This is a genomic window from Pseudomonas sp. NKUCC02_KPG, from assembly GCF_019345465.1.
Taxonomy (GTDB): domain Bacteria; phylum Pseudomonadota; class Gammaproteobacteria; order Pseudomonadales; family Pseudomonadaceae; genus Aquipseudomonas.
In genome coordinates this window covers 340805-357730 of the sequence record NZ_JAHKRC010000002.1, presented here as the reverse complement: position 1 = coordinate 357730, position 16926 = coordinate 340805, and the positions used below count along the sequence as shown (strand labels likewise).

The following is a 16926-nucleotide window of genomic DNA, read 5'->3' as shown; positions in this document are numbered from 1 at the left end:
GTTAGCGGGGCCCGATGACCGGTTACTGATGTGGATGTATGTCGGTGTAGTATGTTGTATTACACATCACTACACCGAGGCTCCCATGTCCGTTATGTCTATACGCCTGCCTGACGAAATGGCCGACACCCTCGCCAATTTGGCAAAAGCCACAGGCCGCAGTAAATCGTTTCTGGCCGTCGATGCGCTGCGGGATTATCTGGCACGTGAGGCGTGGCAGATAGCCGAGATCCAGCAGGCACTGGAAGAAGCAGATGCAGGCGACTTTGCTACCGATGAGGAAGTCACCGCCACGCTTAACAAATGGTCCGTCCATGAAGGTTGAGTGGCTGCGCACGGCACTCAAAAATCTGGATGACGAGGCACGCTACATAGCCAAGGACAACCCCCACGCGGCGGCCCGATTCGTCAAAACCATCAAGGCCAGCGTTGAACAGCTTTCACAGTTTCCATCAATGGGCCATGAAGGCCGATTGCCAGGCACCCGAGAGTGGCCACTGCCCGACTTGCCTTATGTAATCCCCTATCGGATTCGTCTTGGTAAATTGCAGGTATTACGAATTTTCCACACCCGCCGACTCCCGCCCAACACGTGGTAAAACCCACTGTCCCCAAGAATTTCAGAGTTGACTCTGGTCGCAATACACCAAATTTCAGGCAAAAAAAAGCCGCTATCGCTAGCGGCTTTTTTACTATCTGGCTCCACGACCTGGACTCGAACCAGGGACCCAATGATTAACAGTCATTTGCTCTACCAACTGAGCTATCGCGGAATGGCGTCTATCTTACTGATATAAATAGAGAAGTCAACACTTTCGATGACTTCTCCATGGATTTTTCAGATGACCTGAACAATGGCGTCGGTTACGGCTTCAATGTTGCGCTGATTCAAGGAAGCAACGCAGATTCGGCCGGTGTCCAGGGCGTAGATGCCGAACTCGGTACGCAGGCGCGTCACTTGTTCAACAGTCAGGCCGGAGTACGAGAACATGCCGCGCTGACGCGCCACAAAGCTGAAATCATGCCCAGGAGCCTTTTTCGACAGCAGCTCCACCATTTGCAGACGCATGCCGCGAATGCGCAGGCGCATTTCGGCCAGTTCTTCTTCCCACATGGCACGCAGCTCTGGGCTGTTGAGCACTGCAGCGGCGATGGTTGCACCGTGGGTTGGCGGGTTGGAGTAGTTGGTGCGGATCACACGCTTGACCTGGGACAGAACGCGAGCGCTCTCTTCCTTGGACTCGGTGATGATCGACAGTGCGCCTACACGCTCGCCATACAGCGAGAACGACTTGGAGAACGAGCTGGAAACAAAGAAGCTCAGGCCCGACTCAGCGAACAGGCGCACTGCCGCGGCGTCTTCGTCGATGCCGTCGCCAAAGCCCTGGTACGCCATGTCCAGGAACGGGATCAGGCCCTTGGCCTTGACCACGTCCAGCACGTTCTGCCAGTCGGCCGGGGTCAGGTCGACACCGGTCGGGTTGTGGCAGCACGCGTGCAGCACAACGATGGAACCGGCTGGCAAGGCATTGAGGTCTTCGAGCATGCCGGCACGGTTGACGTCATGGCTGGCAGCGTCGTAGTAGCGATAGTTCTGAACCGGGAAGCCCGCGGTTTCGAACAGGGCACGGTGGTTTTCCCAGCTTGGATCGCTGATAGCGACCACAGCATTTGGCTGCAGTTGCTTGAGGAAGTCAGCACCGATTTTCAGCGCGCCAGTACCGCCCACGGCTTGAGTGGTGATCACTCGGCCAGCAGCCAGCAGTGGCGACTCGGCGCCAAACAGCAGTTTCTGAACAGCTTGGTCGTAGGCAGCAATACCGTCGATCGGCAAGTAGCCGCGCGACGCATGCTGAGCAACCCGAATCGTTTCGGCTTCGACAACGGCACGCAAGAGCGGAATTCGTCCCTCTTCGTTGCAGTAAACACCAACCCCCAGATTCACTTTGCTGGTACGGGTATCGGCGTTAAATGCTTCGTTGAGGCCCAGGATAGGATCGCGTGGTGCCATTTCGACAGCGGAGAACAGGCTCATTATTACGGCGGCTCTGAATGGAGAATGGAGGGGGTGACAACGCTCCAGCCGATTGCACTAGAGCGGTGCACAAACGGGGAGCAAGTATAAGCCCGATCACGATTCGGGCAACAGGCTATTACCGGTTTTGGCCAAGAATTTGAGTTTATTTTCAGGCCACTGGTCCAATTGCAATCTTTGCCAGGATGGCCGTGTCAGAGCAGCGCCTTGAAACAGTCAGGCATCACCTCCATATTTACCCATATCCTGTTTTTTCCTGCGGCTTGAGTCGCATGCGCTTATAAGGGCCACTGCCTTTATAGAAGCAAACCCCGAGGTCCTTCATGTCCGATTTCCAGCTTGTTACCCGCTTCGAGCCTGCGGGTGATCAACCCGAAGCCATTCGTCAGATGATCGAAGGCATCGAAGCCGGTCTGTCGCACCAGACCCTGCTCGGGGTAACGGGCTCAGGCAAAACCTTCAGCATCGCCAACGTGATCGCCCACGTGAATCGCCCCACGCTGGTACTGGCGCCCAACAAAACCCTGGCAGCTCAGCTGTATGGTGAGTTCAAGTCGTTCTTTCCGAACAACGCCGTGGAGTACTTCGTTTCGTACTACGACTACTACCAGCCCGAAGCCTACGTGCCCTCCTCCGATACCTTTATCGAGAAAGACGCCTCGATCAACGACCACATCGAACAGATGCGCCTGTCCGCGACCAAGGCGCTGCTGGAGCGCAAGGACGCGATTATCGTGACCACGGTGTCGTGCATTTATGGTTTGGGCAGCCCTGAAACCTATCTGAAGATGGTGTTGCACGTCGATCGCGGGGACAAACTGGACCAGCGTGAGCTGCTGCGCCGCCTGGCCGACCTGCAATACACCCGCAATGACATGGATTTCGCCCGTTCGACGTTTCGGGTGCGTGGCGATGTGATCGACATTTACCCGGCAGAGTCGGACCTGGAAGCCGTGCGCATCGAGCTGTTCGATGATGAAGTCGAAAGTATCAGCGCCTTTGACCCGCTGACCGGCGAAGTCATCCGCAAGATGCCGCGCTTTACCTTCTATCCCAAAAGCCACTATGTGACCCCGCGCGAAACCCTGCTGGACGCCGTCGAAGGCATCAAGGAGGAACTCAAGGAGCGTCTTGAGTACCTGCGCGCCAATAATAAGCTGGTCGAAGCCCAGCGACTGGAACAGCGCACCCGATTCGATCTGGAAATGATCATGGAGCTGGGTTACTGCAACGGTATCGAAAACTACTCGCGCTACCTTTCGGGCCGCGAATCCGGTGCGCCGCCACCGACCCTGTTCGACTACCTGCCGGCGGATGCCTTGCTGGTCATCGACGAGTCCCACGTCAGCGTGCCGCAGGTAGGCGCCATGTACAAAGGCGACCGCTCGCGTAAAGAGACTCTGGTGGAGTACGGCTTCCGCCTGCCTTCGGCACTGGACAACCGGCCGATGCGCTTTGATGAATGGGAGCGCATCAGCCCGCAAACGATTTTCGTCTCGGCCACCCCCGGCAATTACGAAGCTGAGCACGCGGGCCGTGTGGTCGAGCAAGTGGTGCGTCCGACCGGCCTGGTCGACCCGCAAATTGAAATTCGCCCTGCACTGACCCAGGTGGACGACTTGCTGTCCGAGATTGCCAAGCGGGTCGCGCTGGAAGAGCGGGTACTGGTCACCACGTTGACCAAACGCATGTCTGAAGACCTGACCGACTACCTGGCCGACCACGGCGTGCGCGTGCGTTACCTACACTCGGACATCGACACCGTGGAACGGGTCGAGATCATTCGCGACCTGCGCCTGGGCGTGTTTGATGTGCTGGTGGGCATCAACCTGCTGCGTGAAGGCCTGGACATGCCCGAAGTGTCGCTGGTAGCGATTCTCGATGCCGACAAGGAAGGCTTCCTGCGTTCAGAGCGCTCATTGATCCAGACCATTGGCCGCGCGGCGCGCAACCTCAATGGCCGGGCGATTCTCTATGCGGACCGGATCACCGGGTCGATGGAGCGGGCCATTGGCGAAACCGAGCGTCGTCGCGAGAAACAGATCGCCTTCAACCTCGCCAACGGCATCACCCCCAAAGGTGTGTTCAAGGACGTTGCCGACATTATGGAAGGTGCGGTCGTACCGGGTTCGCGCAGTAAAAAGCGCAAAGGTATGGCCAAAGCCGCCGAAGAAAACGCCAAGTACGAAAACGAACTGCGCTCGCCGAGCGAGATCAGCAAGCGCATACGCCAGCTGGAAGAAAAAATGTATGCCCTGGCCCGAGACCTGGAGTTCGAGGCCGCCGCGCAAATGCGCGATGAAATCGGCAAGCTCAGGGAGCGCTTGTTGCAGGTGTGACCCTCCTGCGGGAGCGGGCTTGGTGTACCTGAATCACCGAGGTGCTGCTATCACGAGCAAGCCCGCTCCCACATGTGAACATCTCACACGGCTACTGCCGCCACGGCCTCAACCTCGAACAACATCTCGTCCAGCGCCAACCGCGGCACCGGGATCAAGGTGCAGGCCGGTGCTGGCAGCGCGCCCCACACCCGCGCCACTTCAGCGCCCAGAATCTGCAACCTCTCCATGCTGTGATCCACGATCAGTACGGTGATCTTGGCCACGTCCTTGATCTGCGCATCAGCTGCTGCCAGGGCAATCTGCAGGTTGGCAAATGCCTGGCGCACCTGTTCGGCGAAGTCGGGTGACAACTGGCTGTCGGCGTTCTCACCACCCTGGCCTGCGGTGTACACCAGGCGCACATTGGGTGCCAGGCGGGCAACATGGGAATAGCCGTTGGGTGCAGGGTCATACAGGCCGGCCGGGTTGAGCAATTGCACTGCAGGGTTAGAGTTCTTATCCATAAAATACGCACCATAGGCAGTTGAGTGAGCAGCGCGCTATTCAACCACTCTCGCAAACCCCTGTGCCAGCGCCCTCGCGACACCGGCTGCAAATATGCAAGGATGTCACGCCGCACCGCACCACAGCCCGTATTCCAAGGATGACCATGACCGCCATCAACACCCAAATGCCCCTTGTGCCGGGGCGTCTCGAACAAATGTCGACCCGCATTGCCTTTTTTATCGCCGGTTTCGGGCTCGCGGCCTGGGCGCCACTGGTGCCCTATGCCAAAGCGCGGGCCGGGCTGGATGAGGCCACCCTGGGGCTGTTACTGCTGTGTCTGGGCGCAGGCTCCATCCTGGCCATGCCCATCGCCGGAATTCTGGCCACGCGCTTTGGCTGCAGGCGGGTATTGATCGGTGGAACCCTGCTGATCTGCCTCGCGCTGCCGCTCTTGGCGACTGCCAGTTCCCTGGCGCTGCTGATCGCGACGCTGTTTGTATTTGGTGCAGGGCTGGGCGCCGTCGACTCTACCGTCAACCTGCAGGCCGTAATCGTTGAACGCGCCAGCGGACGCAACATGATGTCTGGCTTTCATGGCTTGTTCAGTGTGGGCGGGATTGCCGGTGCTGCCGGTGTCAGCGCGCTGCTTGCGTTGGGCCTGTCACCCCTGTGGGCGATTGTCGTGGTGATTGTGCTGATCCTCGCAGCCTTGCTCAAAGCCGCTCCCCACCTGCTGGCGTATGGCAGCGAAAGCACCGGCCCGGCGTTTGCCGTGCCCCACGGCGTGGTGCTGTTTATCGGGTTGCTGTGCTTTACGGTGTTTCTGGCCGAAGGCGCAATGCTCGACTGGAGCGCGGTATTCCTGACCACCGAAAAAAACATCGGCGAAGCCTACGCCGGGCTCGGCTATGCCGCGTTCGCCCTGACCATGACCGCAGGTCGATTGATGGGCGACACCATCGTCAAGCGTCTGGGTGCCAGAAAGGTGATTGTGCTGGGCGGAATGTTCGCCGCAGCCGGCATGGCCCTGGCAACACTGGGGACCGGCTGGGAAGTGGCGCTGCTGGGGTATGCATTGGTGGGCGTGGGGTGTTCAAACATCGTCCCGGTGCTGTACACCGCCGTTGGCAAACAGACCGTGATGCCGGAAAACATCGCCGTGCCGGCCATCACCACCCTGGGTTATGCCGGGATTCTGGCAGGGCCTGCGGCCATCGGCTTTATCGCCCATGCCAGCAGCCTGAGCATTGCCTTTTTGCTGATCACCGCCATGCTGATGGCCGTGGCCATCAGCGGGCGGATCTTGCGCGTCTAGGTCAAGCATCCCCCCTGTACCGGCCTCTTAGAACCCTACACTCGCCTGCACGAAGAATGTACGCGGCTCACCCAGGTAGATGCCTGAGTTGTTGTCGCTGGAGCGGGTGTAGTACGTCTGGTTGAACAGGTTCTTGATGCCCGCACCGACCTTCAGGTTCGACGCCTCTGGCCCGAAGTCGTAGCCCACCCGGGTGCTCCAGGTGGCATAACCCGGAATATCACCGTACTGGCCATCCGGCGTCGGGTCAGTGATATATACCCCGCCCGTGCCGGGCGCGTGCTGCTGGGACTGGGCAAACATGTCCAGGTTGTAGGTCCAGCGGTTGACCACATAACGCGCCCCCAAGTTGACCACTTGACGCGAATACAGCGGCAGGTCACGGCCCTTGAAGTTCGGGATGTCACCCTCGGATGTCGCCTTGGTGTAGGTAAAACCCGCATTCAGCGACAACCCGTCAAGGCGCGCGTCCAGTGCCGACATGTCGTAGTGGACCGAGGTTTCAAGGCCCTGATGCTTGGTGGCCCCCAGGTTGGTCCAGCCCACATCGTTGCTGACGTATTGCAACTCGTCGGCAAAATCGATGTAGAACAGCGTCACTTCACCACCCCACACGCCATTGTCGTAGCGCGTACCCAGTTCGTAGGTCTTGGCCTTTTCAGGGCGCAGGCCTGCCGCTGTCGCATCGCCGACACCGCCCTGCCCCAGCTGGAAGTATTGCAGGCTGCCGAACGAGGTTTCGTAATTGGCAAACAGCTTCCAGGCGTCCGAGAGGTGATACATCACGCTCAGGGCAGGCAGGGCTTCGCTGCTGTCGATGCTGCGCTTCTTCTCAAGCACGGGCACACCGTTGTTACCCAGCACCGGGCGGTCGTGCCATTGGGTGCTGATGCGTTCGAAACGGATACCCGGAGTGACTGTCCAGTTACCCACATCGATCTTGTCATCGATATAGAAGGCGTTGGCCTCGGTGCCTCCGGTGCGATCCTGGTACACATGACCGTCAGCTCCCGGCCCCGGCACTGGCACGTTATTCACCAGCAAGACCTGGCTGGCCTCCTCGTGCATCGCCTCCTTGAGGTAGCGATAGCCCACACCCACTTCCTGTGTCACGGGCCCCAGCGTGAACACATGGGACACCCGCGGCTCGATGCCGAAGGTGTGGTAACTGCGCGGATACGAGGCCAGCGTCTGCAGGTTTCGTGCAGCAATCGTGCTGCCACGGAAGCTGTCGGTGTAATAGGTCAGGACTTCAAACTGGGTCTGGTCGTCAATCTGGCGCAGGTACTTGAAGGACACGTCCTTGCGCCGCCCGGTGAAGCTGTCGTAGTCGCGCAACGATTGGTACGGATCGGCATCGAACTGCTTCTGGGTCAGGCCGCCGGGCATGTCTGCGGTGGCGTCGTAGTAGTGAAAGTTGAGCGTGAAGTCATCCTGGTCGGTGGGCGCCCAGTGAGTTTTAAGCAACACGTCATCGATATCGTTGTCATTGTTGCGTGCCCGGTAGCCATCGCCCTTGACCCCCGAGTACAGCAGCGCGGCACCCATGCCGTTGTCTGCCGTGCCGCCCAGAAACGCCGACTCAATGTGCTTCCAGCCACCGCGCTCGGACGTTTCCAGCGTCGTGCCCACTTCGCCCTGGAAAGTTTCAGGAATGGCCCGGGTGACAAAGTTGATCACCCCGCCCACGTTTTGCGGTCCATAACGCACCGAGCCGGCACCGCGCACCACATCGATGCTGTCCAGGTTGCCCGACGAGATCGGGGCCATCGACAACTGTGGCTGGCCATAGGGCGCAAACGCCGCCGGAATACCGTCGATCAACACGGTGGAGCGCGGCGACAGCCGTGAAGTCAAACCGCGTACGCCTACGTTCAGCGAGATATCGCTGCCGCCGGTACCGTTGGATGCCTGCACCTGCACCCCCGGAATACGCTTGAGCGCGTCACTGACGTTCATCGCGCCCTGCTCGACCATTGCCTCGCGACGCACCACCGTCCGGGCGCCCGGATGATTCTGCACCACCGCGTCATTGGCATCGCTCAGCCAGTTACCGACCACCTTCACATCCACCGGCCCCAGTTCCAGCGGGCCGGATGGTGCGGCACTGACCGTTGGCGCCACCCCCAGGGTCACCGCATCGCCATCCAGCGCGTAGCTCAAGCCACTGCCTTGCAGCAGCTGCGCCAGGGCCTGCTCGGGCGACAGGTTGCCATCGACTGCAGGCGCCTGCTTGCCCGCCACCAGTTGCGGGTTGAAAAACACCTGCAGCGAGGTCTGTTGAGCCAACTGGCTCAATGCGCCACCCAAGGGCTGGGACTGAATGTGGATGGCATTGGACCGGGATTGCCCGGCAAAGGCACCCGGCATCGCTGCGCTGACCGCCAGGGCCAACGCCAGCGGCAGCAAGCGCGTTCGGGGAACAGGAGCTGGAGTGCTCAAAGGTGTTTCAAGCGAAAAAAGTCGCCCACGAAGATTGTTGTTTTTCACGTCGAGTCTTGCCCTGTGGATCGCACTTGAGAGCGACTGTTAATGAAAACCAGTTGCAGTTGTTCAAGAAGACGAAGAACTCGAAAAAAACCTGAATCGATTGCCCAATTATTTTCTGGCAATGATTTCCTGGCTGCCGTCTGCCCGCGCCCTGACAGCGACCGGCAGGATCTGTGGCAAGGCCTTGAGCAGCGCATCGGTGTCATCGGTTTTGAACACGCTGGACAACCTCAACCGGGCAATCGCCGGGGAACTCACGTGCACAGGCTTGTCGCGATAACGGGACACTTGCGCGGCCACTTCACCCAGGGTGGCGTCCTCAAACACCAGTTGCCCCCTGCGCCAGGCCGTCAGCGTTCGAGTGTTGACCGGCTGCACGGCAGCCACCTGCCCCTGTGCGTCGACGACCGTACCCAGCCCCGCCGTCAGGTTGATCGCTGCGTCCGGATTGGCACCCTGCACCCGCACATGCCCTGACTCCACCGCGATCCGAGCCTGGTCCCCCTCACGCAACACATCAAAACGGGTACCGGTCACCGTCACCTGCCCGGCTCCGGCCTGAACCACAAACGGCCTGTCGGCATCCCGGGCCACGCTGAACATTCCCTCGCCCTGTTGCAGCTCGACAGTGCGCTGGCGGCGTTCGAAATTGACCCGTATCTGGCTGCGGCCATTGAGTTCAATGGATGAACCATCGGGCAAGGTCACTGTGCGCCGCTCGCCCATCGCCGTGGCGAACTCTGCCTGGTAGCCCGCTGAGGAGTGCAGCTGCATCCAGAGACCCGCCCCGGCCACTGCTGCCACAACACTCGCAGCCAGCCCGTAAGCCAGGAACGAGCGACGCTCAAGCCTGGGTGCCGGCGCTTCGCACAACGCCTGCAGTCGGGCCTTGGGCAACAGGTCGGCAGCGGACCACAGGCTGGCCAGCCATTGGTATTCCACTTCATGGCTGGTGTGCTGAGCAAGCCAGGCCTCAAATTCGGCCTGCTCTGCCACGCTCAGGGTTTGCGCCTGCACCCGCGCAAACCAGGTCGCGGCAGCATCGCGCACGCTCGCGCTGTCACACGTACAGTTACGTGTATCCATCATGCAATCCTTTACCGATGTCATCACGCAGACCCCACACGTTCACGCAGATGGCGCAGGGTGCGGATCATATACTTTTCCACCATGTTCCTGGACAGCCCCAGGCGCTCGGCAATTTCGGCCTGGGTGAGGCCTTCGATCTTCTGCCAGACAAAGACTTTACGGCAATTGATCGGGAGTTCCTGCAGTGCCCTTTCGACCGACTCAGCCAACTGCAGGGCGCGCATGTACTGCTCCGGATCGCCCGTTTCGCCCGCCCCTGAAGCAGCACATGCCTGCTCCTTGGCGTCGCGCAGTTCTTCACGACGAAAACCGTCCACCGCGATATTGCGTGCTGTCTGGTGCAAATACGCACGCGGTTGCTCGACCGCATCCAGATTGGATTCGAGCACGCGGACAAAAGTGTCATGGGCGAGGTCTTGGGCCTGCTGTCGGTTGCGCAGGCGCCGGGTCCAGGTTCCGATCAACTCTTCGTAATGGTCAAAGAAGCCCGTTTTACGGGGCACTTTCTGAGTCATCGCAGGGGACTACACAGGTGGGGCGCGAATAGTAATGCTTCCTATTAAAGCCAGCAATCACTGCGATGACAGAAGGTCAAACCCTTACATCTCGGCCTTGGCCAACAAGCGCTGCTCGACCTGAGTGGCACCGCTGGAACCATAGCGCCGGGCCGTGAGCAACCCGACCACCCCCATCACCCCGCAGAACGCTACGCACACCCACGGACTCCACGGCATCAGCGCGATCAGCAGCAACGGCGTGGTGCTGGCCCAGAGTGCGTAGGCGATGTTGTAGGTAAACGAAATGCCCGAGACGCGGATCGGCGCAGGAAACAGGCCAACCATCACCGACGGCACCACCCCGACAATCCCGCAGGTCAAACCGGCGAATGCATAGGCCAGGCCTGGCAGTGCCCACTGACCTACCAGGCTGGCGTACAACAGGCCGATACCCAGTGGCAGCAGAACGCTGTACAGCGCAATGCTGCGCCAGACGCCGATACGGTCGACGATCAGACCGGCCAGCACACAGCCGATATTCAAAAACACAATGCCCAGGCTGCTCAACGCAAAGGTGTGACTGGCAGTCATGCCAAAGCGTTGCTGCATCACGGTCGGCGTGATCACCACAAACACCACCACGGCGCTGGTAAGGACGCAGGTCAGCAACGCCGCCGGCAGCAAAGACCCACGGTGATCACGTAAAACCGTGCGCAACGGGAACTCTGCCCGGCCTTCCTTGCGCTCGCGCAGGGCCAAAAACACCGGGGTTTCACTGAGCCAGCGACGCAGCCACACGCCAATCACACCGAATACGCCACCGAGCAGGAAGGGAAAGCGCCAGGCGTAATCGAGGATTTCTGCTGGTGTGAACATCTGGGCGAGAAGCGTCGCGGTCAAGGCGCCAATCAAATAGCCAAAGGTCAGCCCGGCTTGCAGGAAACCCAGGGCAAAGCCCCGGCGACCGGCCGGAGCGTGCTCGGCCACAAATACCCAGGCACTGGGCACCTCCCCCCCTACCGCCGCGCCCTGAAGGATGCGCAGCGCCAACAGGATCAGCGGCGCGAAGTAACCGATATCCGCGTAAGTGGGCATGATCCCGATCAGCAGGCAGGGCAGCGCCATCATCAGGATGCTCAGGCTGAAGACCCGCTTGCGCCCCAGATGGTCGGCAAAGTGCGCCATCAGAATCCCGCCCAACGGACGCGCCAGATAACCGGTCACGAAAATCCCGAAGCTTTGCAGCAAACGCAGCCATTCGGGCATGTCCGGCGGAAAAAACAGCTGGCTGAGGGTCAGGGCGAAGAATACGAAAATGATGAAGTCGTAAATTTCCAGCGCCCCGCCCAGGGCGGCAAGGCCCAGGGTTCTGTAGTCGGAACGGGAAAAACGCACCGTTGTGGCTTGAGTATCAGCAGACATAAATAGGCTCAATGTGAACTGGACACGCCTATGTTGGCGCTTGCGGTCGAGGGCGCGAGCATAGCAAATCCTGTAGAAACCACTGCAAAACCTGTGGGCTGGCTCGCGATGGCACTCAGGCGAAGTCATAGCAAACCCGCTAATTGAACACGATCTGAACTGATGTACGGGGCGTTGCTCGGCTTGACATAGGTGAGGTAAATACTAAAAATGTGTTTTGAGGACTGCAATCGCGCATTCGTCGGGACTGGGAACCTGCTTTATCCCCCCCGCATTTTGGCAGCAGAGAAAACGGGTTTCTCTGAAGTAGTGACGGTCAGCCTGCTGACCGGATTCTGAACCCAAGGCATTCGTGCCGGAGCTAAAGAATCGCTGCGACTACTCCTTGATAACATCTGAAAGGCGTCCACTGGACGCCTTTTTTTATTTCAGCGCGGGCTGTTGGGCACGCGTACCACCTGGCCCACAAGTGTCCCGCTGGCTTTACGCTTGGGGTACCAGGTCACAATGTAGTAGCCAAAGCCGCTGCGCTCTTCTCGTGGTTCCAGCACCAAGGAGCCTGCCGGTGTTTTCATGACCGTTAGCCGGTGATTGCCGCGCATCTCGCGAAACTCGCAATAAATCGGCGCTTTATGCACGATCATGTTCGCGATGTGGAACGCAACCCGATCGATGCTCACACAGCCGCACTTGGCCAGTTCCGCTTGGTGAGCCTCCCAGATATGGCGAATGCCAAACCCGCGGCCTTCGCCTTTGTGAACCCCCACACGCAAAAAGATCTCCCCGCCTTTCAAGCCGAAGGTGGGCATGCACGGGATGGTTCCAAAGCTGTATGAGCCTGAGGGGTGAGCAATCAAGACATTCTGTTTTAGATTCAGCAGTTCAGACAAAACACATACCTGGCCAAAGCAAGTGATAAGCGGGCCAGGTAATTGTGGCCTCTAAAATCAACGTCTGAACGACTGCTTATATACCAAGTAATACGGCAAACGAGATTGCTAAAGTCGCGGGGGTTTAGCAGCAACCTGTATCTGCCTCACTCCTGAACACCCAATAGCCTCATCAGGCAACTACCCCTGCCACCCTCCGCCCAATGCACCAAACACATCCACCAGCGACAGCGACACCTGCGCGGTGCTGTCTACCAGTGCAGCTTCGTTGGCCAGCAGCGCGTTTTGCACGGTCAACACGTTCAGGAAGTCCACCGTGCCCTGGGCATACTGTTGATGAACGCTATCCAGCGCACGCTGGCTGTGCATCACCGCCTGCTGCAGGCTGTCACGACGACGCTGGCTGGCCTGGTACGCTACCAGCGCATCGTCCACCTCATGCCAGGCCCGCAACACGGTTTTTTGATAGGCAATGCCCGCCTCTTGCTGTCGCCCTTCCTGCAATTGCAAGGCCCCCTGCAAACGCCCACCCTCAAACACCGGCACGCTCAACCCCGGCCCGAACGCAAAGTTGCGCGCCCCCCAACTGCCCAGGTCCGATAGCTGCATGGCCTGCACTCCCAGGCTTCCAGACAAGGTAATACGGGGATAAAAGTCAGCCTTGGCCATGCCGATCGCTGCCGTCGCCGCATGCAGTTGCGCCTCGGCACGGCGGATATCGGGACGACGCCGGGCCAACTCGCTGGGCAAGCCAATCGGCACATCCGCGCCATAGGCCGGCACCGGCGCCACTGCGCTCAATTGCTGCTGCAAGGCCCGTGGCTCGCGGGCCAGCAGCAGGCTCAGGGCATTGATCAATTGCGCACTTTGCTGCTGCAACGGTGCCATGCGCGCTTCAATCTCGGCCACCTGGGCGGCGGCTTCCGAGACTTGCAGGTCGGTGGCCACTCCCTCCTTGAGCTGCAATCGGGTCAGCTCCAGGCTACGGCGGGCAATCTGCAGGTTTTGCTCCACCACCGCCAGTGCCTGCTGCGTACCGCGCAGCTGAATGTAGTGCTGCGCGGTCTGCACGATCACCAGCAACTGCACCCCGTGACGATCCTCTGCTGCCACTTGCACCGAAGCATCAGCCGCTTCGACCGAGCGCTTGACCCTGCCCCACAGATCAGCCTCCCAACTGAAACCCAGGCCACCATTCCACAGGTTGAACGCCTGCTTGCCGCTGTACCCCGAAGGATCACCCAAGCCCTGCTGGCTGTTACGGCTGCGACTGTAAGCAGCCGTACCGTCCACCTTGGGCAAGGTGTCGGCGTTAATCTGACGGCGAATCGCAAGGCTTTGCTCCAGACGGCTGGCCGCCAGCTGCACATCAAAGTTGCTGTGTTGCGCCTCGCGCACCAGGGCCGACAATTGACGATCGCCAAAGCGGTCCCACCAACGCGGGTCTATTGCCGACTCGACGGCCCGGCTATGTCCCGCCTGGGTGGCAACGGGCGCCCAGTTTTTTGCCAGCGCGGGCACGGGCGCCTCAAAATCCGGGCCCACCACGCAACCACTTAAAGTCAGCACGCTGTAACAGGCCACAGCCCAGGCCAATGCAGTGTTTTTCATCGTGTGCTGACCTGCTGGTCGTGCGCAGTCGCCGTATCGATGGACGCATTCACCGACATCCCGAGGCGCAATTGACTGGCCAGCAACTGCCCTTGATCCAGAGTCACTTTCACCGCAATGCGCTGCGCCACCTTGGTGAAGTTGCCCGTTGCGTTATCCGGGGCAATGGCGGAGAACGTCACACCGGTTGCCGGCGCAATACTGTCGACGGTGCCTTGCAAGGTCTGGCCGGGAAAACTGTCGACCTGGATCGTCACACGCTGCCCCGCCTGCATATTCGTAAGCTGATGCTCCAGAAAATTGGCAACCACGAAGGCATCCGCCAGCGGTACAACCGCCAGCACGGTATCGCCGGGTTTGACGTAGGCGCCAAGACGCACGCTGCGTCGTCCCACCACACCGTCAAAAGGGGCCGTCAGTTGGGTGTGGGACAGGTCCAGTTCGGCCCGCGCCTGCAAGGCCTCGGCATACTGAACCGACGCTTGCGCTGCGGTGGCCTGGGCGGCCAGCACGCGGGTTTGCTGGCGGGCGGCTTCCAGGGCGGCCTTGTGCTGGGCCAGCTCGGCCCGGGCGGTCAGCGAGCGGTTTTTTGCCTGCTGGGAATTTTGCAGCGTGCCTGCACCCTGTCCCGCCAGATGTTGATAGCGTTGCAACTCATGTTCGGCGAACTCGACCTGTGCCAGATCTGCATCGACCGTGGCCTTGGCCTGTTCGATCAGCGAACGCTGACGTTCCAGCATCGCCAGTGCATTGACCCGTTGTGCCTGCGCCGTCGCGACGCTGGCTTGCGCCGCCTGCACGGCAGCCTGGTAGTCCTGCGGATCGATCCGCGCCAGCAACTGCCCGGCCTTCACCGGCTGGTTGTCCTGCACCAGCACCTCGTCGATAAACCCCGCGACTTTTGGCGCAATCAGGGTGTAATCGGCGCTGACAAAGGCATCGTTGGTGTTCTGCACCGTGCCCGTGGCAAATACCAGCCGCCACAACCCGTACAGCACGATAAAGGCCGCCAGACCCGCGCCGGCCACGATCAAAGGCTTGCGCCCGCTTGTTGTACTCATTTCACTGCTCCAACAGGTGTGCCCGGCGCGTAGATCCGCGTGGGGCCAAAAGGGATTAACACAATCAATAAAAGCGCCAGGACGGCCATGTACAGATAAAGATCGGCAGACGTCAGCACCACCGCTTGCTGATGAACCCGGCGCGCCAGATCTGTCCCGGTACTGACCAGCGGCGAGTTGCCCAGGCGATCGAGCAACATCGTTGAATGGAAGTGCTCGCGATTGAGGGTCAACACGCCCAGCACACTGCTTGCTGCGACCGCTGAAAAGCCTTTGACGGTGTTGAACCAGGCCGATGCAAACGGGCCGTCTGCCGGATTCAGGCCACCCGTGGCCAGCATCAACAGAGGAATCACGGCCATTGGCTGGGCGATGATTTGAATCGCCTGCAACCCGTAAAAATTCTCGCGAGTCCACATCGAAGTCACCTGCGAACCAATCCCGCACGCCAGCGCCAGCAGCGCCAGACCAATGGCCAGCACCCAGCGGCAATCGACCCAGCGCAGGTTGCACAGCGCGACCACCAGCGGTAGGGCTATCAGTTGTGGCAACGCCACCATCAACATGACCGGCGCGGTTTCAAGGGGACGATAACCCTGCACCTGAGCCAGGTAACTGGACGGGATCTTGATCACCGCCAGCAACACAAACAGCACCCCGCCCAACGTCAGCAAGGCATGGGCAAGGTTGCGGATTTTCAGCAACTGCAACTTGAAAAACGGCAGCGGGTGCGACCATTCATTGATAAAAAACAACACCATCAGGGCCGAGCCCCCGACAATAAAAAACTGAATCATCGGCGATTCGAACCAGTTCATCCGCTGGCCCAGTTCCAGCCCCAGCACCAGCATGACCAGGCCCGGAAAACCCAGAAGCAGACCGCGCCAGTCAAACTGCTTGAAGCGCTCCAGCCGCAATGGGTCCTGGGGCAAACCCCAGGCCACGCAGGCCATCGCCAACAGGCCCAGCGGGATGATTTGCCAGAACGCCCATTGCCACCCGGCGTACTCCACCCACCAGGCAGACAGTGGCGTACCAAAACTGGGACCAAAGGTTGCCGTCAGCGCATAACTGCCCAGCCCGTACAGACGAATGCCCGGCGGCAAAAAACGCAGCGCCACCGACATCAGCATTGGCGGCAAGGCACCACCGGCAAAACCCTGCAAGGTGCGCAGCAGCATCAGCACATCAACATTGGGAGCCAACGGACAGAGGATGCCCAACAGCAAAAAGGCGCCTATGGCACACAGGGTAAAACGTCGCAAAGAGAAGGTTGCCGCACACCAGGGCGCAAAGGCCATGGCGCTGATGGACGTGGCCGGATACACCGCCAGCAACCAGGTACTTTCGTCAAAACCGATGCCCATTGCCCCACGAATATCGGGCATGGCCACCTTGGTGACATTCTCGTTGAACCCCGATACCAGCACCGCCAGCAAGACGCCCAACAGACCGGTAAAAATCCGCAGGCCAAATGCCGCACTGACAGCCGGGGACGGTGCCGGGGCCGCGACGCCTGCGACCAGCGCCGTCACACCCCTGCTCCAGGCGCCAGACTGCGCCCATGATCAAACCGCCAATACATGGCTCACTCCGTCGACTTGATAGATGACGGACAGTTTAATCAGGCGAAATAGCTATAAAAATTGATAAATAACTAACTCTGGAGTGCGCCAGACGCAACAATC

At 59.9% G+C, this 16926-nt stretch carries 14 protein-coding genes and 1 tRNA gene; 4 read left to right on the top strand and 11 right to left on the bottom strand.

What is annotated here, in order from left to right; all coding sequences use genetic code 11:
• Positions 1–85 precede the first annotated feature (85 nt).
• Entirely contained in the window at positions 86–325 is a 240-nt protein-coding gene (locus KO536_RS04565) for a CopG family ribbon-helix-helix protein (RefSeq protein ID WP_219261245.1), read from the top strand.
• Entirely contained in the window at positions 315–599 is a 285-nt protein-coding gene (locus tag KO536_RS04560) for a type II toxin-antitoxin system RelE/ParE family toxin (RefSeq protein ID WP_133077617.1), read from the top strand. The genes KO536_RS04565 and KO536_RS04560 overlap by 11 nt, the downstream gene beginning before the upstream one ends.
• Positions 600–697: 98 nt before the next feature.
• Here the strand turns inward: KO536_RS04560 and KO536_RS04555 are convergent.
• Both KO536_RS04555 and KO536_RS04550 read right to left on the bottom strand, forming a co-directional pair.
• Positions 698–773: transfer RNA gene (locus tag KO536_RS04555), tRNA-Asn, on the bottom strand.
• 65 nt (positions 774–838) lie between these two features.
• Positions 839–2035, bottom strand: coding sequence for an amino acid aminotransferase (locus KO536_RS04550; RefSeq protein ID WP_219261244.1), 1197 nt, complete (start codon positions 2033–2035; stop codon positions 839–841).
• A 323-nt stretch (positions 2036–2358) separates the two neighbouring features.
• Here KO536_RS04550 and uvrB point away from each other — a divergent pair, with 323 nt between their 5' ends.
• Positions 2359–4374 (top strand): excinuclease ABC subunit UvrB, encoded by a 2016-nt coding sequence (gene uvrB, locus KO536_RS04545; protein ID WP_133077615.1) that lies wholly within the window; start codon positions 2359–2361, stop codon positions 4372–4374.
• A gap of 83 nt (positions 4375–4457) precedes the next feature.
• Here the strand turns inward: uvrB and KO536_RS04540 are convergent, their stop codons facing one another.
• On the bottom strand, positions 4458–4880 hold the full coding sequence (locus tag KO536_RS04540; protein ID WP_219261243.1) for a RidA family protein: 423 nt from the start codon (positions 4878–4880) through the stop codon (positions 4458–4460).
• A gap of 146 nt (positions 4881–5026) precedes the next feature.
• Between KO536_RS04540 and KO536_RS04535 the strand changes: the two genes are divergently transcribed.
• Positions 5027–6178, top strand: a complete 1152-nt coding sequence (locus tag KO536_RS04535) for an MFS transporter (protein ID WP_219261242.1) — start codon at positions 5027–5029, stop codon at positions 6176–6178.
• Between the two features lie 27 nt (positions 6179–6205).
• On the opposite strand, the gene KO536_RS04530 is transcribed toward KO536_RS04535, so the two are convergent.
• The 8 genes from KO536_RS04530 to KO536_RS04495 form a co-directional block, all read right to left on the bottom strand.
• Positions 6206–8548, bottom strand: a complete 2343-nt coding sequence (locus tag KO536_RS04530; protein WP_257622800.1) for a TonB-dependent receptor — start codon at positions 8546–8548, stop codon at positions 6206–6208.
• A gap of 228 nt (positions 8549–8776) precedes the next feature.
• Positions 8777–9754 (bottom strand): FecR family protein, encoded by a 978-nt coding sequence (locus KO536_RS04525; RefSeq protein WP_219261240.1) that lies wholly within the window; start codon positions 9752–9754, stop codon positions 8777–8779.
• Between the two features lie 23 nt (positions 9755–9777).
• Positions 9778–10272 carry a sigma-70 family RNA polymerase sigma factor gene (locus KO536_RS04520; protein WP_219261239.1) on the bottom strand — a complete coding sequence of 165 codons (495 nt, stop codon included), beginning with the start codon at positions 10270–10272 and terminating at the stop codon, positions 9778–9780.
• 84 nt (positions 10273–10356) lie between these two features.
• On the bottom strand, positions 10357–11676 hold the full coding sequence (locus tag KO536_RS04515) for an MFS transporter (RefSeq protein WP_219261238.1): 1320 nt from the start codon (positions 11674–11676) through the stop codon (positions 10357–10359).
• Positions 11677–12104: 428 nt separating this feature from the next.
• The gene (locus KO536_RS04510) at positions 12105–12485 is read right to left on the bottom strand and encodes a hypothetical protein (RefSeq protein ID WP_257622773.1); all 381 of its coding nucleotides are present in this window, start codon (positions 12483–12485) and stop codon (positions 12105–12107) included.
• 261 nt (positions 12486–12746) lie between these two features.
• The gene (locus KO536_RS04505; RefSeq protein WP_219261236.1) at positions 12747–14177 is read right to left on the bottom strand and encodes an efflux transporter outer membrane subunit; all 1431 of its coding nucleotides are present in this window, start codon (positions 14175–14177) and stop codon (positions 12747–12749) included.
• Positions 14174–15238, bottom strand: a complete 1065-nt coding sequence (locus KO536_RS04500; RefSeq protein ID WP_219261235.1) for an HlyD family secretion protein — start codon at positions 15236–15238, stop codon at positions 14174–14176. The genes KO536_RS04505 and KO536_RS04500 overlap by 4 nt, the downstream gene beginning before the upstream one ends.
• Positions 15235–16773: an MFS transporter gene (locus KO536_RS04495; RefSeq protein WP_219261234.1), complete on the bottom strand. Its 1539-nt coding sequence runs from the start codon at positions 16771–16773 to the stop codon at positions 15235–15237. Before KO536_RS04495 ends, KO536_RS04500 begins: the two co-directional genes overlap by 4 nt.
• Between the last annotated feature and the right edge of the window lie 153 nt (positions 16774–16926).